General features: G+C 38.1%; 21 protein-coding genes. All 21 read right to left on the bottom strand.

Annotation, left to right across the window (positions count from 1 at the left end; all coding sequences use genetic code 11):
* Positions 1–319 precede the first annotated feature (319 nt).
* On the bottom strand, positions 320–3,229 hold the full coding sequence (gene glnE / locus QS62_RS08410) for a bifunctional [glutamate--ammonia ligase]-adenylyl-L-tyrosine phosphorylase/[glutamate--ammonia-ligase] adenylyltransferase (protein ID WP_066108742.1): 2,910 nt from the start codon (positions 3,227–3,229) through the stop codon (positions 320–322).
* Positions 3,230–3,273: 44 nt separating this feature from the next.
* Positions 3,274–3,969 (bottom strand): 5'-methylthioadenosine/S-adenosylhomocysteine nucleosidase, encoded by a 696-nt coding sequence (gene mtnN, locus QS62_RS08405; RefSeq protein WP_066108739.1) that lies wholly within the window; start codon positions 3,967–3,969, stop codon positions 3,274–3,276.
* Positions 3,966–4,634, bottom strand: a complete 669-nt coding sequence (locus QS62_RS08400; RefSeq protein WP_066108737.1) for a thioredoxin domain-containing protein — start codon at positions 4,632–4,634, stop codon at positions 3,966–3,968. The genes mtnN and QS62_RS08400 overlap by 4 nt, the downstream gene beginning before the upstream one ends.
* Before the next feature lie 3 nt (positions 4,635–4,637).
* Positions 4,638–6,356, bottom strand: coding sequence for a single-stranded-DNA-specific exonuclease RecJ (recJ, locus tag QS62_RS08395; protein WP_066108736.1), 1,719 nt, complete (start codon positions 6,354–6,356; stop codon positions 4,638–4,640).
* Between the two features lie 87 nt (positions 6,357–6,443).
* Positions 6,444–7,130: a bifunctional protein-disulfide isomerase/oxidoreductase DsbC gene (gene dsbC, locus QS62_RS08390; RefSeq protein ID WP_066108733.1), complete on the bottom strand. Its 687-nt coding sequence runs from the start codon at positions 7,128–7,130 to the stop codon at positions 6,444–6,446.
* A gap of 9 nt (positions 7,131–7,139) precedes the next feature.
* Positions 7,140–7,727, bottom strand: coding sequence for a ribonuclease HII (gene rnhB / locus QS62_RS08385; RefSeq protein ID WP_066108730.1), 588 nt, complete (start codon positions 7,725–7,727; stop codon positions 7,140–7,142).
* Positions 7,727–8,917, bottom strand: coding sequence for a lipid-A-disaccharide synthase (gene lpxB, locus QS62_RS08380; RefSeq protein WP_066108727.1), 1,191 nt, complete (start codon positions 8,915–8,917; stop codon positions 7,727–7,729). The genes rnhB and lpxB overlap by 1 nt, the downstream gene beginning before the upstream one ends.
* 78 nt (positions 8,918–8,995) lie before the next feature.
* Positions 8,996–9,784 carry an acyl-ACP--UDP-N-acetylglucosamine O-acyltransferase gene (gene lpxA / locus QS62_RS08375; RefSeq protein ID WP_066108724.1) on the bottom strand — a complete coding sequence of 263 codons (789 nt, stop codon included), beginning with the start codon at positions 9,782–9,784 and terminating at the stop codon, positions 8,996–8,998.
* 1 nt (position 9,785) lies between these two features.
* Positions 9,786–10,241, bottom strand: coding sequence for a 3-hydroxyacyl-ACP dehydratase FabZ (fabZ, locus tag QS62_RS08370; RefSeq protein WP_066108721.1), 456 nt, complete (start codon positions 10,239–10,241; stop codon positions 9,786–9,788).
* 22 nt (positions 10,242–10,263) lie between these two features.
* Positions 10,264–11,298: a UDP-3-O-(3-hydroxymyristoyl)glucosamine N-acyltransferase gene (gene lpxD, locus QS62_RS08365; protein ID WP_066108718.1), complete on the bottom strand. Its 1,035-nt coding sequence runs from the start codon at positions 11,296–11,298 to the stop codon at positions 10,264–10,266.
* An 18-nt stretch (positions 11,299–11,316) separates the two neighbouring features.
* Complete coding sequence (locus QS62_RS08360; protein ID WP_066108715.1) at positions 11,317–11,841, bottom strand: OmpH/Skp family outer membrane protein; 525 nt, start codon at positions 11,839–11,841, stop codon at positions 11,317–11,319.
* 79 nt (positions 11,842–11,920) lie between these two features.
* On the bottom strand, positions 11,921–14,329 hold the full coding sequence (bamA, locus tag QS62_RS08355) for an outer membrane protein assembly factor BamA (protein WP_066108712.1): 2,409 nt from the start codon (positions 14,327–14,329) through the stop codon (positions 11,921–11,923).
* Positions 14,330–14,385: 56 nt separating this feature from the next.
* Positions 14,386–15,726 carry a sigma E protease regulator RseP gene (gene rseP / locus QS62_RS08350; protein WP_066108709.1) on the bottom strand — a complete coding sequence of 447 codons (1,341 nt, stop codon included), beginning with the start codon at positions 15,724–15,726 and terminating at the stop codon, positions 14,386–14,388.
* 12 nt (positions 15,727–15,738) lie between these two features.
* A complete protein-coding gene (locus QS62_RS08345) occupies positions 15,739–16,605 on the bottom strand; it encodes a CDP-archaeol synthase (RefSeq protein WP_066108706.1) in 867 nt (288 codons plus the stop codon).
* 12 nt (positions 16,606–16,617) lie between these two features.
* Entirely contained in the window at positions 16,618–17,343 is a 726-nt protein-coding gene (uppS, locus tag QS62_RS08340; protein WP_066108703.1) for a polyprenyl diphosphate synthase, read from the bottom strand.
* Positions 17,344–17,401: 58 nt separating this feature from the next.
* Positions 17,402–18,589 carry a 1-deoxy-D-xylulose-5-phosphate reductoisomerase gene (gene ispC / locus QS62_RS08335; RefSeq protein ID WP_066108700.1) on the bottom strand — a complete coding sequence of 396 codons (1,188 nt, stop codon included), beginning with the start codon at positions 18,587–18,589 and terminating at the stop codon, positions 17,402–17,404.
* A 75-nt stretch (positions 18,590–18,664) separates the two neighbouring features.
* A complete protein-coding gene (frr, locus tag QS62_RS08330; RefSeq protein WP_066108698.1) occupies positions 18,665–19,222 on the bottom strand; it encodes a ribosome recycling factor in 558 nt (185 codons plus the stop codon).
* Positions 19,223–19,296: 74 nt separating this feature from the next.
* The gene (gene pyrH, locus QS62_RS08325) at positions 19,297–20,025 is read right to left on the bottom strand and encodes a UMP kinase (RefSeq protein WP_066108695.1); all 729 of its coding nucleotides are present in this window, start codon (positions 20,023–20,025) and stop codon (positions 19,297–19,299) included.
* 123 nt (positions 20,026–20,148) lie between these two features.
* Positions 20,149–20,997 carry a translation elongation factor Ts gene (gene tsf / locus QS62_RS08320; RefSeq protein ID WP_066108692.1) on the bottom strand — a complete coding sequence of 283 codons (849 nt, stop codon included), beginning with the start codon at positions 20,995–20,997 and terminating at the stop codon, positions 20,149–20,151.
* Positions 20,998–21,126: 129 nt separating this feature from the next.
* A complete protein-coding gene (rpsB, locus tag QS62_RS08315; RefSeq protein ID WP_066108690.1) occupies positions 21,127–21,876 on the bottom strand; it encodes a 30S ribosomal protein S2 in 750 nt (249 codons plus the stop codon).
* A gap of 204 nt (positions 21,877–22,080) precedes the next feature.
* Positions 22,081–23,451 carry a DNA repair protein RadA gene (gene radA / locus QS62_RS08310; RefSeq protein ID WP_066108687.1) on the bottom strand — a complete coding sequence of 457 codons (1,371 nt, stop codon included), beginning with the start codon at positions 23,449–23,451 and terminating at the stop codon, positions 22,081–22,083.

Raw genomic sequence — 23,451 nt, 5'->3', positions numbered from 1 at the left:
ATTGGAATGAGGATCAGCAAGAGTGTGAGGGTGTATTTCTTTTGCCTACTTTTCTTTATACAAGCAAAGACAAAAAGCGTTAGCTTTTTGAACGTTGCTTTGCAACGACCCGTTAGGGTGAGCAAGTGAACGAAGTACACTTGCGAATAAAAGTAGGTCGCCCTTTAGGGCGAAACCTAAATTTCAGATATAAAATAATTCGATTGAAACTTTAAGAAAATCAACTTTACCAACAAGCTAAAATAAAAGTTTCTTCAATCTTGAAGAGGACTTCTGCTGTTGAAACGTAGAGTTAAAATCCTTGTAGCAACAAAAACCATTATCCTACAAACAACTGCTGCCAAATTTCACTAATAAAGGCTCGTTGTGCTGCAAATGGTTCCGCTTCTACCACCGAATCACGTCCGGCTAAATTTAAATGATGAATATGATTACGCAACTCAACATAAATGGCGGTTAAACGCTCACCTACTTCTGCTGTAATCACTTGATATTTCACCATATCCTCAAAAATACGCACATTATCCGACCAAGTTGTCAGTTCTGGAATTTTTTCTGCATTTGCCAACATTAAATATTGGGCAATAAATTCAATATCAGTAATGCCGCCGCGATCTTTCTTAATATCAAAATAGCCTTCTGCCGTATGCGATAAATGTTCATACATCTTCTCGCGCATCTCACGCACATCTGTTTTCAATTTTTCCGGTTGTTGTGGCGCTGACAACACTGCACGACGAATTTCCGTAAAACGACTGCGCATTTCCTCTTCACCATAAACTGGTCTTGCTCGCACTAACGCTTGTTTTTCCCATGTCCACGCTTCGTGTTGTTGATAATCGTGGAACGCCGTTATAGAACTGACTAACAATCCTGCACTACCTGATGGACGTAAACGCATATCCACTTCATATAAAATGCCTGAATTAGTATTGATATTAAAAATGCTGTTAATTTTTTGCGCTAAACGCAAATAAAATTGCGCGCTATCAATACTGCGTTTACCACCAACGGTTTGTCCATTAGCCGGCGCATCATATAAAAAGACTAAATCTAAATCCGATTTATAACCTAATTCAATACCTCCCAATTTACCGTAACCCACTACCAAGAAACGTTTTTCACCTTCTTGCAAATGATCTGGTGTACCAAAACGTTGTGTCACTTGTCGCCAAGCTAAGTTCACCACACTAGCAATAATCGCTTCCGCTAAGAAAGTAAGATGATCACTCACTTTCATCACTGGTAACGCCCCTAAAATATCCGCTGCGGCCACTCGTAACTGTGTAGCTAGTTTAAATTGACGCAATACATCAATCATCTGCTCTTCATCTTCTTGCGGTACCCGCAACAAATAATGTTCCAATTCCGCTTGATATTGACTAAATGGCGGTGGTGATAACAATGTATTTGGATTGAGTAATTCATCGAGCAATAATGGATAATCGGCAATTTGACGAGCAACAAATGGAGAGGCGCTACAAAGTTTCATCAATAAAGTGCGTGAGTTCGGATTTTCACGCAATAATTCAAGGTAGGTTGTCCGCGTTGCAATACGTCCGATAATTTCCAAAATACGCGGCACTAAAACTACTGCTTGTTCCATTGCTAACATTTCATCAATTAACACTGGCAACAATTGTTCTAATACATCTCGTCCACGTACTCCCAATGATTTACGCAAAATCTCTTGTTTAAATTGCCACAAGTGTTCAGCAATTTTTTCTGGTTCAGCAACCGCTAACTTGTTTAATAAAGTCATCACATCTTGCTGATTAAAACTGATACCAAGAAAATCTTGCCATTCGCTCTCACTGGCATCTTCTTTATCATCTTCACTACCAATCAAATGATGGAACACTTCACGCACATTTTGTTGGTGTTGCGTCAATACCTGATAAAAACTCTGCCAGTTATAAATTGGGTATTCCAGTGTGACGATTTGTCCTTGTTGATTAAAATAGGTAAATGCACGACAAGCTTCCACTAATCGCTGACGATCTTGATCATTGGTTGGTAATAATTGTGTTTGCTGATCGTTAATCGCTTGCAACACATTCTCCACTCTTCGCAAAAAGAGATAAGCTTGCGATAAATGATTCGCTTCAAGTTGTTTTAACAGATCCAACTCAACCAATTTTGGCAAAATCAGTAATAATTCGCGCTGTTGTAAACTTTTTTCACGCCCACCGCGAATTAATTGGAACACTTGCACAATAAATTCAATCTCACGAATTCCACCAGCGCCTAATTTAATATTATCGACCAAACCACGACGACGCACTTCAGCACTGATCTTTTGTTTCATATCACGTAATGATTGAATTGCACTGAAATCAATATAACGACGATACACAAAAGGGCGTAATAATTGATTAAGATAGCGGTGATTAATATCGTTACTATCTTCGCCCATAATGCGCGCTTTGATCATCGCATAACGTTCCCAATCACGACCTTGTTCTTGGTAATAATCTTCCATTGAAGCAAAACTTAATGCTAACGCTCCCGCATCACCAAATGGACGCAAACGCATATCAACACGATAAACAAAACCATCTATCGTTTGCTGTTCTAATGCCTTAATAAAACGTTGCCCTAAACGGACAAAGAATTGTCCATTATCAATACTGCGTCTAGCCCCAACAGTTTCACCATGATCAGGATAGGTAAAAATCAGATCAATATCAGAGGAGAAATTTAATTCTCTTCCACCTAATTTTCCCATTCCTAAAATAATCAGTTTTTGTGCTTCCCCTTCGGCATTCGTCGGCGTGCCTAATTCTGTACAAAGCTTCTCATATAACCAATCTTTGGTGACAACAATGATCGCTTCTGCCAATGATGAAAGCTGGCGAAAGATTTGTTCTACTGTTGCTAAATTTAAACTTTGGCAAAAGCTTAATGTTGCCATTTCTTGATGACGGAATTGACGCAAGATTTGATACAAAATCGTTTCGTCAGTGACGGTTGCCAATTGTTCGCTCAAACGTTGTTGATAGTGATCACAATCGCTAAATTGTGGTGTACGCTCTAACCACCGTTGAAATAGTGTTGGATACTTTTGTAAGGTGTCTGCAACAAAATCAGAAAAATAGATCGCTGTAGCAATTTTTTGTAGTGGTTCAGTAAGGGCAGAAATCTCGATATGTAATTGATATTGTTCGTTATATTCTGTTGTTTGTAGTAAATCGAGTAAGCGTTGTTGTTGTGTTGGCGAGAGTTGCATAGGTATTTCCTTAATTACACTTGGTGACTTATGTCACCAAGCTATTAATTTACCAATTTTTCTAAGGTCGCCAAAACAATTTTTGAAGAGTGTTTGACCGCTATCGGTAAAAATTCATCAAACGACATATGCGATTGCTTATCTGCCACATCAGAAATCGCGCGAATAACCACAAACGGTACCTTGAAAGCATAACAAATATGAGCAATTGCCGCGGCTTCCATTTCAACTGCTGCTACAGTTGGGAAATCTTGACGAATACGTGCAATTGCATCTTCACCATTAATAAATTGATCACCAGAACAAACCAAGCCAATCACCGCATTTTGCCCTTGTTCTGTTACTGCTGCAGTAACAGCATCAATTAACTTTTGATCCGCACTAAATTTTTCCGGACAAGCTGGTAACTGTCCTTTTGCATAACCAAATGCCGTCACATCAGCGTCGTGATAACAAACCTGATCAGAAATAATAATATCGCCAATATTTAATTGTGGATTTAAACCACCAGCTGAACCTGTATTAATAATGCAATCAGGCTGGCAAGTAAGAATCAATGCTGTTGTTCCCATTGCAGCCGCACTTTTACCAATTCCTGATTGTAACAATGCAACATCATGCTGCCCAATTTTTCCTTCATAAATCGTACAAGTCGCTAATTGCTTTACTTGTTTGTTCTGCATTAATCCTTGTAAGATTTCAACCTCTTGTGCCATTGCACCGACAATTCCGATTTTCATTTATGCCCTCGTTGTTGCTGTAAAAGTTTATCTGCCAATGAATCCAATACTGCCATTGTGTAATCATCGTTATAAAGGGTACTTTCCGTTAGCACATAACGTCCATCAACAGAAACAAACGGCAACGTAAACACACCATATTTTTTAGTTTCATCAATCGCCTGTTTTACTTTTCCTTCAGTAACTGGTGAATTTAATAATTCAGAAAAGGCGTTAATATTAACCTTTTTGCGCTCTAGCCATTGTTGCAAAAATTCACCACGACCTTGACGGTTCTTATCAAATTTCAATTCTGCTGTATCGAAAATAAATAAATCCGCTAAATCAGGACGACCTAAATTTTCTAAAGCATAATAGACCGAAGCGGAATAATGCCCTGTTTCCGTCGCTGCGGGGATCCATTCAATTTCAACTTCATTTGGATTCATTCTTTTGTATAAACTCAAATTATCTGCGGCAATCAAACAGATACGACATTCATAAGCAAAGAAAAATTTAATCCTGATCTTTTTATCTGGCAATGGTGTTTCCTGTAACGGCTTCTTATAAGAAAAGTAGTCTTTACCATCTTTAAAAATAGGTAATTGTTCCGCATAGCTGGTGGAAAAGAAGAATCCAAACCATGCTAATACAACAACACGTACTACAAATATCACGCTATTCATTGCTTATCCTAATGCTTCTATATAATTTACTAATAATTGTACTTGTCTATTGCCTCGATATTCATTCACCGCAAGGTGATAGACCATTCTTGCTGATTTTATTGACAAATCTGGATATAAACGTGTATCAGCATTGAACTGAATCGCGTCAAACATATTGCCACCAGCAAGTGGTTCTACTAACATTTTTAAATGTTTTTCCCCCACAATGCGCTGCTGTAAAATTCTAAACTCACCATCAAATTGCGGCTCTGGAAAATGTTGTCCCCAAGGTCCTGCAAATTGTAATTTTTCTGCTGTTTCAACATTCATTTCTTGTGAATTTAATTCTCCATCGGTATAGATCACCCCTTGCAAGGCTTTTTCATCTAGCCATGCTTTTGCATATTGATTAAACAGTTGCTGAAACTTTGGAAAATAGGCTTCATTAATACTTAGCCCCGCTGCCATTGCATGCCCGCCAAACTTGATAATAATTTCAGGATGCTGACTATGGATATATTCCAATAAGTCCCGAATATGTAAGCCTTCGATCGAACGTGCCGAACCGCGTAAAATACCTTGTTCTTCTTGTGCAAACACAACCGTTGGACGATGAAATTGATCCTTCATTCTGGCAGCCAAAATCCCTAACACACCTTGATGCCAATCAGGTTGATATAAAGCAATCGCGAAAGTATCTTGCTGATATGTCGATTTCAACTCACGCAAAAAGTGCAATGCCTCTTGCTTCATACTGGTTTCAATCTCTTTACGCGTCTGGTTCAATGTATCGAGTTCAAGCGCTAATGCTCGTGCCTGTTCCATTGTTTCTGCTAATAATAATTCCACCCCAAGCGACATATTATCAATACGCCCTGCTGCGTTGAGTCGTGGTGCAATTGAAAAACCTAAATTACTCGCTACCAATTGCGTAATATCTAAATTAGCTACTTCAATTAAGGCTCGGATACCGCAATGACAATGTTCTGCTCGAATGCGTGCCAACCCCTGTGAAACCAAAATACGATTGTTGTAATCTAGTGGCACAACGTCAGCTACCGTACCTAACGCCACTAAATCTAACAGTTCCGCAAAATTTGGCTCCGCCCGATCAGCAAATAAATTATGTTCGCGAAACGCTGCACGCAACGCCACCATCAAATAAAAAGCAACACCAACGCCAGCTAAATATTTCGATGGAAAACCACAATCACGCAAATTAGGATTAACAATCACATCAGCATTTGGCAGCCGTTCGCCTGGTAGATGGTGATCGGTAACAATCACTTGTACCTGATGTTGTTTTAAATAATCAATGCCTTCTAATGAAGAAACACCATTATCAACAGTAATCACCAATTCTGCTTGTTTTTGCAACGCTTGCTGCGCTACCGATACACTAAGTCCATAGCCTTGTTCGAAACGATCTGGCACTAAATAATCAACAGATTGAAAACCCAATTGACGCAGTGCCAATACAGTTAACGCGATACTGGTCGCGCCATCTGCATCAAAATCGCCCACAATAACAATGTTTTTCTGTTGTTGATAAGCTTCGATTAATAGCTTAGTAGCTCGCTCCAAATGACTGAGCAATGAAGGGGGAAGCATAAACTTTAGGGCATAATTAAGATGTTGAACTGTTGCAATACCACGACTGCGATAAATACGATCCAATAATGGATCATCACAAACTGCAACTCCTTCTGCTAACGCTCTCCTTTCAATTCTTTTCAGCACAACAACTACCTTACATCTACTACTACTTCTGACTTATCTGTTACTTCTACAAATCAATATCGCTCGCCTATTATAATGCGAAATTGTTTATGGCTCTTGTAATATCTTCAATAATTCTTTTGGCGGCACGTATCCGCCTAATAATTCACCATTTGGTAAAATAATACTCGGTGTACCATTCACGCCATATTGCAAGCCTAATTGATAATGTTTAGCGACTGTTTGTGGTGTTTTTAACTCTTTCGGTAAATTGCCTTTTTCCGCTTCATCTAATGAAAAAGCAGGATCTTTTGAGGTCCAAATACTCTCCATTTGTTGTGCAGCTTGTGATCCTAAACCACCTCTTGGAAAGGCAAGATAACGAATGGTAATACCGAGATCGTTATAATCTTTCATTTGTTCGTGCAGAATATGGCAATAATGACAGGTAATATCCATGAAAATGGTTACCACATATTTCTCATTTTTCGCCGGATATACGATCATTTGATCCGACAATTTATTAACCTGATCTAATAACAATTTACTAGAAAGATTCACTGGCCCTTTATCTGTAATCTGATAAAGATTACCGTAAAGCACATATTTACCATCATCAGAAACATAAACGATACCTTGATCGGTTACCGCTGTTTTTACTCCTGCGATTGGTGAAGGTTTAACATCTACCTCTTTTACGCCTAGTTTTTTTAATTCTGCAATAATTTGTGCATTATCCGCTAACGCAGTAGTTGCGGTTAGCGCTAATAACAGTGCGAGTGCGTGCTTTTTCATAATCTTTCCTTATTTAATATATTGTTTTACCGGAGCAAAACTTTGTCGATGCTCTGGCAAAATACCATATTTTGCTAAATTTTCTAAATGCAAGGCTGTTGGGTAACCTTTATGTCGATCAAAACCATATTCCGGATATTTTTGATGCAACTCAATCATCTCTTGATCGCGTGCGACTTTTGCCAAAATAGAAGCTGCGCTAATTTCTGCAACTAAACTATCGCCTTTCACTACTGCTTGCGCATTAATCCCTAAATCTTTTGGAATACGGTTGCCGTCAATCAAAACAAAATCAGGTTGAATCGCTAAACCTTGTACTGCTCGACACATTGCTAACATCGTCGCTTGCAAAATATTGAGTTGATCGATTTCACTCGCTTCCGCTCTGCCTAAGCTCCAGGCTAATGCCTTTGCTTTAATTTCTTCTGCAAGTTGCAAACGTTTTTTTTCAGATAACTTCTTTGAATCAGCCAATCCTACAATCGGTTGTTTAGGATCTAAAATCACTGCTGCGGTGACTACTGCACCAATTAGTGGACCTCGTCCAACCTCATCTACACCAGCAATTAATTTTGCTGATGGATAGACAAATTCCATTATATTCTCGCCTCGCTTTCTAATACTAACGCCACTGCTTCCGCTGCCAATTTATCTGCATCTTGTTGAATGGCTCGGTGTAAATCGGTGAACGTTTGCTTTAATTGTGCCGTATGGCGTAAATCTTGCTCTTCTGTTGAGAAATATCTTGCCAATTTTGCTGCTAATAATTCAGGTTCACATTGTTCCTGAATCATTTCCGGCACCAATAAATCATTCGCTAAAATATTCGGCAATGAGATATAGTTCGTTTTTACTAAGCGTTTTGCCAACCAATATGTACTCGCCTTCATTTTATAACCGACTACCATTGGTGATTTACATAACATCGCTTCCAATGCTGCCGTTCCAGACGCCAATAAAGTTGCCTCCGCCGCGATCATTGCCTGTTTGGCGTGTCCATCAATTAGAGTAACCGCCAAATCCGGTGCCACCTGTTGCAGAATTTGTTCAAATTGCTGACGGCGTTTAGCATTTGCTAACGGCACCAACAATTTAATATCAGGATATTGCTGCTGTAATAAGATCGCCGTTTTAATAAAAGTTTCTGCTAAAAAAGCCACTTCATTGTGTCGGCTGCCAACTAGAATCGCTAAATAACGCTGACTAGGATCGATTTGCAAAAACTCGCAAGCCTCAAAACGATCAGGTTTTAGTGGTAACGCATCTGCTAAAGTATGTCCAATAAAACGACATGGTACGTTATGTTGATCATAAAACGCTTTTTCAAATGGCATAAATACCAACATCATATTTACCGCTTGCGCAATCTTATGAATACGATTTTGTCGCCAAGCCCAAACAGAAGGGCTAACATAATGTATCGTTTTAATGCCTTGTTGTTTTAGCTTTAATTCCACACCGATATTAAAATCAGGTGCATCAATGCCTATAAACACATCCGGTTTAATATTGAGCAAATTTTCGATCAATGATTGACGAATTTTTAATAGGCGCGGTAAATGTTTGAGTACTTCAACTAAGCCCATTACGCTTAGTTCTTCCATATCAAACAGAGTTTCGCATCCCTCTTGCAACATCTTCGGTCCTGCAATTCCAATAAACTTTGCTTGCGGATAACGAATTTTTAAAGCTCGAATTAATCCTGCTCCTAAAATATCGCCTGATGCTTCACCAGCGACAATGGCAATCGTTGGCGTATATGGAATCGTAGAAATAGACTGTTGCATATTTTTCTCCTAAGCATATAAATAAACCGCACCCTATCTATAAATTGAGATAGTTAGTGCGGTTTAAATAGATCAATATTAGCGAATAATGCCGCGTGTTGAACGGTTAAAGAAATCAACAAAGAAGCTGATAGAAGATTCAGTCTCTGCAATCTGTTCGATTTCAGGCATAATTTCTTCTAAAGTTTTATCACTACGATAAATTAATTTATAAACGCTGCGAATAACGTGTAATGTTGGTTTGTCAAAACCACGACGTTTTAAGCCCTCGATATTAATACCAAATGGTCGTGCGTGATTTCCTTGTGCCATTACATATGGCGGCACATCTTGGCTCACCATTGAACCACCACCTAACATCACGTGTGCACCAACTACTACAAATTGATGAATTGCTGACATACCGCCAACAATCACAAAGTCATCTAATTGTACGTGTCCAGCTAACGTTGCGTTATTAGCTAAAATACAGTTATTTTTAATTTGGCAATCATGAGCAATATGCGCATTGATCATAAAGAGGTTATTATCACCAACCTTAGTTGTGCCGCCACCTTGAACTGTACCACGATGAATCGTAACGTGTTCACGAATCCGATTGTTATTACCGATAACGGTTAATGTTGGCTCACCTGCATATTTTAGATCTTGGTTAACTTCACCAATGCTAGCAAATTGGTAAATCTGGTTATTCTCACCAATTTTGGTTTTACCTTTGATCACGATATGAGAGTTCAATACTGTATTAGCACCGATTTCTACATCTTTTTCAATAATACAAAATGGACCAACGACAACATTGGCACCAATAATTGCGCCATCTTCAACAATCGATGTTGGGTGGATTTTAGCACTTGGATGGATCATCTTAAACTCCTCGTCTAGCACACATTAAATCGGCTTCACAAACTAATTGGCCATCAACGGTGGCAATTCCTTTAAAACGCATCACACCACGTCTTTCACGTTCAAACTCAATCTTTAACACCAGTTGATCACCTGGGAATACTGGCTTTTTAAAACGTGCATTATCAATGGCAGCGAAATAATACAATTCATTTGGTGAAAGTTGTGTTGTTTTGAATGCTAACACACCAGCTGCTTGCGCTAACGCTTCAAGAATCAATACACCAGGGAAAATCGGTTTTTGTGGGAAATGTCCGGTAAAACAAGGTTCATTTACACTGATATTTTTTATCGCTTTGAGCCATTTTCCTTCCTCAAAATCTAACACACGATCAACCAATAAAAATGGGTAACGGTGTGGCAAAAGCTGCATAATCTCATCGATATCAACTATTCTTGGTTCTCGTTCAATTGTCACTTTGGTTGCCCTCAATCATTTATCATTTGCTGATATTTTTCATTTGTTTTTCTAATTCTTTTAGTCGTTTATTCATTTCATTGATGCCTAATGTTAGCGCCGCAGTCTTACGCCACTCTTTATTAGGTTGTAATGGAATACCTGAAGAATAAACGCCTGGCTCAGTAATTGGCCGCATCACCATGCCCATACCGGTCACAGTTACACCATCGCAAATTTCCATATGTCCATTAATTACACTTGCGCCGCCAATTAAACAATAACGTCCAACATGCAAACTACCAGCCATAATAACACCACCAGCAACGGCAGTACCTGTGCCAATATGTACGTTATGTGCAATTTGACAAAGATTATCAATAATCACATTATCTTCGATCACTGTTGCATCTAATGCGCCGCGATCGATACAAGTGCAAGCACCAATTTCTACATGATTACCAATAATCACTGTCCCAGTTTGTGGAATTTTAATCCATTTTCCACGTTCATTCGCATAACCGAAACCATCGCTGCCAATTACCGCTGAAGATTGAATTAAGCAATCTGTACCAATTTCTACTGCATGATAAACAGAAACGTTTGCCCACAATTTTGTTCTTGCGCCAATTTTCGCATTTTTGCCAATAAAACAACCTGCACCAATGCAAACATCATCACCTAATACGACACCATCTTCAATCACCGCATTAGCACCAATACTGACATTTTTTCCTAATACTGCAGTTGGTGAAATCACTGCACTCGCAGCAATATCTGTTGCCGGTTTTGGCGTATTGTCCATATATTGTGCCAAAATCGCATAAGCTACATAAGGATCTTTGACCACAATAATATTTTGCTTCTCAGCACAATAAGGGATATCAGCTTCACTAACTAATAATACACCTGCTTGGCTTTCTGCAAGCAATGGACGAAATTTCGGATTTGAGATAAAAGTTAAATGTTGTGATGTTGCTCGTTCTAAAGGAGCAATACTTTCAACGAAAATATCGGCGTTACCCTTAAGAGTACCGCCGACTTTTTCCGCCAAATCACTTAGACGGTATTGTTGCATAATTTCAGCTAACCTCTATTATTTTTTAGCTGCTGGTGCAAGTTTATCCATTACGTCTTTAGTAATATTTTTACCATCTACTGCGAAAGCAACAGCGTTAGCATCAATTACAAAAGTATATTTTTTCTCTTTTGCAATATCATTAACAACTTTTTGGATAGACTCTACAACTTTATTATCTTCTTCTGCACGACGTGCATTGATTTTTTGTTGTAATTCGCCAGCTTCTTTATCGTAGTCTGCACGTAATTTATTGATTTCATCTTCACGTTTTTTGATATCTGCTTGACGTAAATTTTTACCATCTTTTTGTAACGCTTGGATTTTGTCTACGATAGCTTTTTCTTTAGCACGTAGTTGTTCAACTGGTGCCTTGAATTCATCATCTAATTTCTTCATTGCAGCTTGGCGTTCTGGTGCATTTTGGAAAATATATGCTGAATTAATAAATGCAATGCTCTCTTCTGCATTTGCTGCTGAAGCGAATAATGCACCACTTGCTAACGCTAAAGTTAATCCTGCAACTTTTAAAGATTTTTTCATAAAAACTCCTAGAGTATATTTTTAATTGAAAACGGGTTGTTTTAGAGAACTTATTTTGTGATAAGTTCTCATAAATTTCTTAGAATGTTCCACCAATGCTAAATTGGAACTGTTCTACATCATCACCTTCATATTTTTTGATTGGTTTCGCATAAGAGAAAACCAATGGTCCAATTGGCGATTGCCATTGGAATGAAATCCCTGTTGACGCTCTAACACGACTTGGATCACTGTAATCAGGAATACCGTTCACAGAATATGATTTATCCCAATGAGTATTCCAAACACTCGCCGCATCAACAAAGAATGAGGTTCTTACGGTTGTTTGATTTTTATCACTTACAAATGGCGTTGGTACGATTAATTCTACACTGGTAGTAGCCATTGCGTTACCACCAACCACATCTGAACTCATACCATTTACATAGCATATAAATTCATCATGAATTGCTCCATCTTTACATCCAGCTGGAGCATTTTCTGAAAGATAAAACGCGTTTGGACCTACTGAACCATAAGAGAATCCACGTAATGAACCAATACCACCGGCAGTATAGTATTGATAGAATGGTAATTTCTTACCGCCAAAGCCATTAGCATAACTTAAGCTTGCTTTACCAGAAAGCACCCAAGTTTCCGCACGATTTAATGGATAATAACCAAGGATATTGGCATTTAATTTATAGTATTTATTGTCTGAACCAGGAATACTAATACGTCCGCCAATATTCGCTTTAATCCCTTTGGTTGGAAAGAAACCACGATTTAAGCTGTTATAGCCCCAACCTAAACTAAAATCAAAATCATGGTTAGAAAATTCCCACTCTTTTGCTTCAATTGAATTTAAGTAGAGTGCACGACTATATTCAGGTTGGATTTCTTTTAATTTATTGTGTGCATAACCCAAACCTAAATAGTAAGAGTTATTTTCATCCACTGGGAAACCTAGTGTGGTATCGATCCCATAAGAAGTTTTAGAATATGACGCTTGATAGTTGTTCTTAGAGTTATCATATTTTTCGTAATAAACATTACCACCAAGACTTACACCATCTTTAGTAAAGTATGGTTCGTTATAACCTAAAGCAATGCTCATACCATAGTCATTTCGTGTTCCTGATAAGCTTGCTGATGCCCCTGTTCCTAAGAAGTTATCTTGTTTGACACTGGCGTTATAACTTAAACCACTTTCTGTACCATAACCGATACCAAAGTTAATACTACCTGTATTACGCTCTTTTACCTTATAAATCACATCCATTTGGTCATTAGCGCCTTTAACCATTTCTGTTGTAGTATCAACAGTTTCAAAGAAACCAGTACGTTCTAAACGAAGTTTACCTTGTTGAATTGCTGATAAAGAGTATAAAGCTCCTTCTTGTTGACGCATTTCTTGACGTAAAGTTTTATCCGCACTGGCGTCATTACCTTGGAATAAAATATTACGTACATAATAACGATGTCCAGCATCAACCACATAAGTTAAATTTACTTCATGTTTTTCTTCATCAAATTCAGGCACTAAATTCACTTGCGGTGCAGCATAGCTGTTATCGCCAAGAATGTTCTTAATACCCTCTTCAACATCTTTCGCATTATCGCCATTGAATAATTCACCCACATAGATTTTTTTCAATAACGGTTCCATTTGCGGCATTAATCCCGCAGTATCACCGACAATACGAACACCACTAACTTTATATTGTTCGCCTTCCGCTACATCAATCGTAATTGCGATATCTTTTTTATCATCACTTACTTTGGTTTTTACATCAGTGATATTAAATTTTGGATAACCTTTATTTAAATAGAAGGTTTTAATTGCTTGTAAATCGTTTTGGAATTTTTGTTGATCCAATTTACTACTTGCAAATAAATTCCACCAAGAAACATCTGGTTGAACTTCCATTTGATCTAACAATGTTTTGCTGTCAAAGGCTTTATTACCTTCAAAATTAATCTCTTTAACTAAAGCTCGATCACCTTCAACAATATTCAGTTTTACATTAGCTTGATTACTTGCCACTTGTTCAATATCAAAATTTACTTTCGCATTGTAGAAACCAATAGAATGGTAATAATTTTCCAATTCGGCTTTAAAAGCATCAAGTTTTTCACGATTTAACAAACTACCTTCTTTAATATCATTTGCTTTAAGATTGTCTTGTAGTGCATCTTTTGGAATAGAATCATTACCAGAGAATTCTAAACTGTTAATTACTGCTCTTTCCGCAATATGAAGAACTAAGGTATTACCTTCTTGAGAAGCTTGAACATTCGTAAATGAGCCATTGAGATATAACGCACGTACTAGATCAGAAATGTCTTTATCGGTCACTCTTTGTCCAACTTTAATTGGCAAGGCTGCCATAATTGCGCCTTTATTGCCTTCGGAAACACCATCAATACGAATGTCTTTGACGACAAATGGTGCAGCAAAAGTTGCGGTACTAGTAAATAATAAACTGGTTAATAAAAGTTTCTTCATATTGCTCAATCCTGTTGTTTCTTTAATAACAGCCAAAACTAAATTTCACTGCCATATTATAAACGCATTATATCATTAAATAACACAAAAACTGTAAGCCATAACAATAGTGCAACCCCAATACGATATGCAATATTCTGTATTTTTTCTGGTACAGGTTTTTTCGTTAATCCTTCAATAAAAAGGAAGACAAGTTGTCCGCCATCTAATACCGGCAATGGAAATAGATTCATAATGCCTAAATTGACACTAATGAGTGCCATAAAACGCAAAAAGTAAGTCAATCCATTTTCAGATGATATCCCCGCTCCTTGCGCAATAGAAATTGGACCACCCAGGCTGTTTAGACTCACTTCCCCAGTAAAAAGTTTTCCAATAATTTTAATTGTTGCCCATGAAAGTTGTCCGACCATTTGCCAAGAGTGCGATAAGGCAGAAAATAAGCCATAACGTTGCACTTCAATATCTTGTTGATTAAGTGAATGAACCACTGGCATTAATCCCACAAAAGGTTTTCCTTTTTCATTAAGCTGAGGTGTTAATGCGATTGTTTGTAGTGATGAATGACGTTCGATCGTCACTTGCATAGTTTGGTTGAGGTGTTTTTGAATTTGTGCAACAAATTGCTGCCAATCCACTTTTTCACCATTTACTGCAATGATTTTATCGCCAATTTGCAAACCACTTTTTGCCGCAGGAGAGTTCTCCGATACCTTTGCAATAATATTATCGACTTTCGCTCGTTTAGGTTCTATCCCCAATGCAGTAAATCCAGTTTCATTACTTGGATCAAATTTCCAATCTGTTAAATTCACACGACGTTGAATTGTTCTATCTGAATCAACATCTTGCAAATTAATCTCAACTTCACCATCACCCATTTTGGCAGCTAAAACTAAATTTACATCTTCCCAATTATGAATCGGCTCATTATCAATAGCGGTAATGCGGTAATTGTTAGGTATAGCGGCTTGCGCGGCGAGTGAATCTTGACGAACATCTGCAATAATCGGTTTTAAGGTAGGAATTCCTATTAAATAAACCAACCAAAATGCAACAAGTGCAAATAAAAAGTTAGCCAATGGACCAGCAGCATAGATCATAATTCTTGAACGCACTGGTTGACGATTGAATGCTTTTGCTAATAAAGACGGTGGAACATCTTCATTCCGTTCATCCAACATACGAACATATCCACCAAGTGGGATCAGAGATACCACAAACTCGGTGCCATACTTGTCGGTTTTTCGCCATAATACTTTACCAAACCCAATCGAAAAACGTTGTACAGAAACGCCACATTTTCTTGCTACCCAAAAATGCCCTAACTCGTGTACAAATACCAAAATAGCAATGACAACGATAAAAGAAGCAATAGTCCACAAGAATGAAAACATATTGATATCCAATTAAGTTAAGATAAAGAAAAAGGCACTAAATACCGGTAATGCCGCAGTTAAACTATCTACCCGATCTAAAATTCCGCCATGTCCTGGGATAAGTTGGCTACTATCTTTAATACCACAATGGCGCTTAAACATACTTTCTGTTAAATCTCCCAAAATAGAAACAATAACAGTTAATACCGATACCGCCACTAATTCCATAAAAGATAAATTACTAGCTTCATATAATGGGGTAATCGTTAAAAAGATTGCTGCTACCACTACGGTTAAAATAATACCGCCAATCACACCTTCCCAAGTTTTTTTCGGTGAAACTGTTTCAGCTAATTTATGTTTACCAAATTTACGTCCAGCAAAATAAGCACCGGTATCTGCCGCCCAAACTAATAAGAATACATATAACAATAAAGTAATACCTTGATATGAACTGCTATTATATTGATAGAAGCGTAATGCTAATAAACTTAGGAAGAAAGGCACTAAAGTAAAGAAAGCAAACAGTAATTGCGCAATAGTTGAATTTCCCCAAAAAGCAGTACTTTTCGGATAAGTGAGTACCAATACTAAAGCAATCAACCACCATAACAACGAAGAGACGATCAATAATTCGGAGAGATTATTGAGAATTTTACCGCTGGCAATAAAATCACTATTGGCATAAATAAATAAATAGAGAAAAGCTGCTGCAATACTGGTAATGATCCAACGTAAAATAGGTTGTTTAATTTTTGCAAATTGTGTCCATTCCCAAACTGCCAACACGATTAATAAAGCACAAGTACTGGCGAATAACAAAGGTGGAAACACAAACAATACAATAAATACTAGGCTAACTAATACTAATGCCGACAAAATTCGAGCCTTTAACAAAATAAACTCCTATTATGATCCTTTAGAAAGTGAGCCAAAACGACGCTCTCGTTGTTGATAAAAATCCAGTGCTTCTTCGAACTCTTTTTCTGAGAAATCTGGCCATAACACCTCTGTGAAATAGAGCTCAGCATAGGCAATTTGCCATAATAAAAAATTACTAATTCTTTGTTCACCACTGGTTCGAATTAATAAATCAACCATTGGTTGATCTACTGTCGTTAAATATTCAGCAAACTTAGTTTCATCTAATTGCTGTAAATTTAGTGTACCCGCTTGCACGTCAGCACAAACACGTTTTGTCGCCTGTAAAATATCCCAACAACCACCATAATTGGCGGCAATATTCAAAGTTAATTGGGTATTATGTTGCGTTAATTGCTCTGCAGTACGGATACGTTTTTGTAATCCATCACTAAAACGTGAAATATCTCCCAAAATTTTCAAACGGATATTATTTTTATGCAGTTTATTGACTTCTAAATCTAACATACGCATAAACAGATCCATTAAGGCATTAACTTCATTTTCTGGACGCTGCCAGTTTTCGCTGCTAAATGCGTATAAGGTCAAATATTTAATACCAGTTTGTGCCGCATAATACACTGCACGCCTTACTGCTTGTGCACCATTACGATGGCCAAAAACTCGCAATTTGCCTTTTTGTTTAGCCCAACGTCCATTTCCATCCATAATGATAGCAACGTGTTGAGGAATATTTTCAGGATCTAACGCCATATAATATTTAAAATAGTGTGAATAACGCCGAGCGACAATATACCACGCAAGTCATTAATTAAAAACTTAAAATCCGATCATTTGCCAATTCTCTGGCGATTTTATCAACAGCCAAAACATCTTCCACAGAGGTAATAACACGACTTGGAATTTTCTCTACCACAAAACGATTTAATTCTGCAATTTGCGTAAATTTAATCTGCTCCTGTAAAAAAGCCGCTACTGCAACTTCATTCGCCGCATTCATTGCTGTGGTTGCATACTGCCCTGCATCAAAGGCTTCAATCGCTAATTTTAGGTTTGGATAACGCTGAAAATCTGGCGTCATAAATGTTAATTCAGATAATTGAGTAAAATCTAATGGCGCAACGCCAGATACAATTCGTTGAGGATAAGACATTGTTTCCGCAATTGGAGTACGCATATCAGGATTCCCCATTTGCGCAATAACACTACCGTCAATATAACGCACCATTGAATGAATAATGGATTGCGGATGAATAATAATTTCCATCTGTTCCGCACTCGCATTAAATAACCAACGTGCTTCAATATATTCCAAACCTTTATTCATCATCGTTGCTGAATCAACAGAGATTTTTGCTCCCATTGACCAATTTGGATGAGCAATGGCTTGTGCAGGTGTAATGCTCTCAAATTCCTCTAGTGGTTTAGTTCTAAATGGACCACCTGAACCAGTTAATACAATTTTACTCACACCTAATTTAGTTAAATCACAAAAGCCAATATTTTGTTGCGCTTCGACCGGTAAAGATTGGAAAATCGCATTATGTTCACTATCTACTGGCAATAAGGTCGCACCATATTTTTTCACCGCATCTAAAAACACTTGGCCACAAGTCACCAAAGATTCTTTATTCGCTAGTAAAATACGTTTTCCCGCTTTGATCGCTGATAAAGTTGGCAATAAACCTGCCGCACCAACAATCGCCGCCATTACCATATCAACTTTCTCATGTGCTGCTAATTCACAAATTGCCTCTTCACCAGCCAATACTTCCGTAGCACATCCTTGACGTTTTAATTTTTCTGCTACTTGTTTTGCCGCATCGTGATTCGCCATTGCCACAAACAACGGCTCAAATTCTAAACATTGTTTTGTCACTAACTCCACATTGCTATTAGCGACTAGTGCGAATACTTGATAATTTTTATTATTCTGAATGACGGAAAGGGTGCTTTGACCAATTGAACCAGTAGAACCGAGAATGACGATATTTTTCATGATATGTGCATTTGTGATTTAGAAATAAAAAAATAACTGGCGCGAACCGATCACGCCAGTTACCGATAGAGTCAATTAGAAATCCATTAGCTCTTTTTCTTTTTCTGCTAAAGCTTCATCCACTTTTTTCACATAAAGATCAGTTAATTTTTGAATTTCATCTTGTGCTTTACGTTCATCATTTTCACTGATTTCTTTATCTTTTAATAATGCTTTAACTTTATCATTCGCATCACGACGAATATTACGGATAGCGACACGACCTTGCTCAGCTTCACCACGAACAATTTTAGTTAAATCACGACGACGTTCTTCTGTTAATGGCGGTAATGGCACGCGAATAATTGTACCTGCTGATGCCGGGTTTAAACCAAGATCAGACGCCATAATCGCTTTTTCAACGGCTGAGATTAAACTACGATCAAATACAGTAATTGCTAAGGTACGAGCATCTTCTGCAACAACGTTTGCTACTTGACGTAATGGAGTTGATGCACCGTAATATTCCACATGGATGCCGTCTAATAAGCTTGGATGCGCACGTCCAGTACGAATTTTAGAGATTTGCCCTTTTAACGCTTCCACGCTCTTTTCCATACGTTGCTGCGCTTCATCTTTAATTGTTTTAATCACACTATTTTCCTTTTCAAATTAAGTCGAATAACAACTGCTGCCGAATTGTAACTAATGTAAGCTCTTTTTTAAATCTATTTTTTATCAGTAATTAAGGTACCTTCTGGTTCCCCTAATACTACACGACGCAAAGCACCCGGCTTATTCATATTAAATACACGAATTGGCATACCATGATCACGTGCTAAGGTAAATGCCGCTAAATCCATTACTTTTAACTCTTTTTCCAATACTTCTTGGTAAGTTAATTGTGAATACAATTTTGCATTTGGATTAGTCGCAGGATCGCAATCATACACACCATCTACTTTTGTTGCTTTTAATACTACATCAGCTTCAATTTCAATACCGCGTAAACAAGCAGCCGAATCAGTTGTAAAGAATGGATTACCTGTACCAGCAGAGAAAATCACAACTTGTCCTTGTCTTAATAGACGAATCGCTTGTGCCCAGCTATAAGTATCACAAACACCATTTAGTGGAAACGCTGACATCAATTTCGCATTCACATCAGCACGATGTAAAGAGTCACGCATTGCTAATCCGTTCATTACAGTTGCCAACATTCCCATATGATCGCCAACAACACGATTCATTCCAGCTTTTGCTAATTTCGCACCACGAAATAGATTTCCACCACCCAACACAACGGCAACTTGTACATTTAGTTCTAGTAAATCTTTAATTTCTGCTGCCATACGATCCAAAATAGAAGGATCAATACCAAAACCTTCTTCACCTTGTAATGCTTCACCACTAAGTTTAAGTAAAATACGGTTATAAATTGGTTTTAACTGACTCATTATGCTTTCCTTCTTATGTTGTTGTGAAAATATAAACAAATCCTTTATTCCTGCATAAATGACTTGTTTATATTTTCAGCTTATAAAAAAAGCGAGTTTCCTCGCTTTTTTATCAGTCGATGATTAAGCTTTTGACATCGCTGCAACTTCTGCTGCGAAATCTGCTTCAACTTTTTCGATACCTTCACCAACTTCTAAACGGATGAAGTTAACAACAGTTGCACCTTTTTCTTTTAATAAGTCACCAACAGTTTTTGATGGATCCATAACAAATGGTTGACCAGTTAAAGAAACTTCACCAGTGAATTTCTTCATACGGCCTTCAACCATTTTTTCTGCGATTTCACGTGGTTTACCAGATTGCATTGCAATATCCACTTGGATTTGACGTTCGTGTGCAACCACTTCTGCCGGAACATCAGATGGATTTACATATTCTGGACGGCTTGCTGCAATGTGCATTGCAACGTGTTTCAATAATTCATCGTCTGCATTTTCTGCTGCAACTAATACACCAATTTTCGCACCATGTAAGTATGAACCTACAGAAGCACCGTTAATTGCTGAAACACGACGAATATTCATGTTTTCACCAATTTTCGCTACTAATGCAGTACGTTCTTCTTCGAATTTTGCTTTTAATGCTTCGATATCAGTTTCTTTGTTTGCTAATGCGTAATCAGCAACTTTAGCTGCTAAACCTAAGAATCCTGCATCTTTTGCTACGAAGTCAGTTTCACAGTTCATTTCAACTGCTACACCATAACCATCTTGTACGCGGATTACAATTACACCTTCCGCTGCTACACGACCAGCTTTTTTAGCTGCTTTCGCTTGACCAGATTTGCGCATATTGTCGATTGCTAATTCGATATCACCGTTAGCTTCAACAAGTGCTTTTTTGCACTCCATCATACCTGCGCCAGTACGTTCACGAAGTTCTTTTACTAATGATGCTGTAATTTCAGCCATTTTTAAATCCTCTTTCTGTGTCAGTTAGACCACATTTTATATAAAACAGGGAACCCTAATGAGTCCCCTGCTAACCAATTAGTTTACTGTGGTTAATAAGGGATTTAACCTTATTAGATCCCAATAAGATTATTCTACTTTTGCTTCAGCGTCTGCCGCTAATTCTTCAAAAGCTTCTTCTGCAACTGCACCTTGAGCTTGTGCTTTACCTTCTTTAACAGCTTCTGCTGCTGCAGTTAAGTAAAGTTGAATTGCTCTTACTGCGTCATCATTACCAGGAATCACATAATCAACGCCATCTGGATCAGAGTTAGTATCAACAATCGCAAACACTGGAATACCTAGGTTATTTGCTTCTTTAACTGCGATATGTTCGTGATCTGCTGCGATAACGAATAACGCATCAGGTAATCCGCCCATATCTTTGATACCGCCAAGACTTAACTCTAATTTTTCCATCTCACGAGTACGCATTAACGCTTCTTTTTTGGTTAATTTGTCGAAAGTACCATCTTGAGATTGAGTTTCTAAATCTTTTAAGCGTTTGATTGATTGACGAACTGTTTTCCAGTTAGTCAACATACCACCTAACCAACGGTGGTTTACATAATATTGTTGGCAATCTAATGCTGCTGCTTGCACTGGATCAGTTGCGGCACGTTTTGTACCAACGAAAAGAATTTTACCGTTATTTGCTGCAATGCGTTTTAATTCTTCTAACGCTGCATTAAACATAGGTAAAGTTTTTTCTAAGTTGATGATATGAACGCCGTTGCGTGGTCCGAAAATGAATGGTTTCATTTTTGGATTCCAGTAACGAGTTTGGTGACCGAAATGAACGCCAGCTTGTAGCATTTCACGCATTGTAACTTGTGCCATAATTTTTTCCTTATTTAATTGGGGTTTAGCCTCCACATATCCCTAGACAATCGACCGTTTGGCACCCCGATTGTTAGTGTAGATATGTGTGTGAAATAATAAATTTACCTTTTTAAATTTTTACGACAAAAAGGCGGTGCGTTTTATACCATAAAACGGCATAAAAACCAATGTTTATCAGTAAATATTTTTTCGCATAATTGGTTAAAAACCGTCTAGTACTTGCAGCGCATCACTTAACTTTTTCACTACAAAAACTTGCATATTATCAATCGGATTTTTCGGTCGATTAGCATAAGGCACTATTGCTCGACGAAAACCATGTTTTGCAGCTTCACTGATCCGCTCTTGTCCACTTGGTACTGGGCGAATTTCACCTGCTAAACCAACCTCACCAAACACCACTAAATCCCTTGGTAAAGCCCGATTGCGGAAGCTTGAGATCAAGGCTAATAACAATGCCAGATCCGCGCTGGTTTCACTCACTTTCACCCCACCAACAACATTGACGAAAATATCTTGATCCGCCATTTGCAATCCACCATGACGATGCAAAACAGCAAGTAATAGGGCAACACGATTATGATCCAAACCAACTGCAACACGACGAGGATTAGCCAACATTGAATGATCGACTAATGCTTGAATTTCCACTAATAAAGGACGTGTGCCTTCCCATAGTACGACCACAGAACTTCCCGGTGTTTGTTCTTCACCACGACTAAGAAAAATCGCCGATGGATTTTTTACCTCTTTCAAACCTTGTTCAGTCATTCCGAAAACTCCCAGTTCATTAACCGCACCAAAACGGTTTTTCTGACTGCGTAAAGTACGGAAGCGTGAATCAGACTCACCTTCTAATAAAATAGAACAGTCTATACAGTGCTCTAACACTTTCGGTCCGGCTAAAGTGCCATCTTTGGTAACATGGCCAACCATAATGATTGCCACTTGTTTCGTCTTAGCATATCTCGTCAAAAACGAGGCACACTCTCTAACCTGCGCCACACTGCCTGGTGAAGATTGAATATCAGCCAAATGCATTACTTGAATCGAGTCAATCACCATTACTTTAGGTTGCAATTGATCTGCCAATATACAAATTTGCTCCACTGAAGTTTCTGATAACATCTGCAAATTTTCCATTGGCAAATTCAATCTTTTCGCACGCATTGCCACCTGTTGCAATGATTCTTCACCTGTCACATACAATGTTGGCATTTGTTGTGCTAAGCCACACATTACTTGCAGCAATAAGGTACTTTTCCCAGCACCAGGATGACCACCAATTAAAATGGCACTTCCCGGAACGATACCACCGCCTAACACACGATCTAACTCATTAAAACCACTGCTAAAACGTGGTAATTCCGTTAAGCTGATTTCTGATAATTTTTGTACTTTACTGCCGCTTGCACCTGCATAACCACTAAACCGATCACCTTTATTCGGTGTTGCCGCTAAACGCACTTCAGTAATTGTATTCCAAGCTTGGCAAGCACTGCATTGCCCTTGCCAACGAGCATATTCCGCGCCGCAGTCGTTACAAACATAGGCTGTTTTTACTTTTGCCAT

Source organism: Gallibacterium salpingitidis, from assembly GCF_001678495.1.
Lineage (GTDB): Bacteria > Pseudomonadota > Gammaproteobacteria > Enterobacterales > Pasteurellaceae > Gallibacterium > Gallibacterium salpingitidis.
This window is presented reverse-complemented; position numbering and strand designations above follow the sequence as displayed.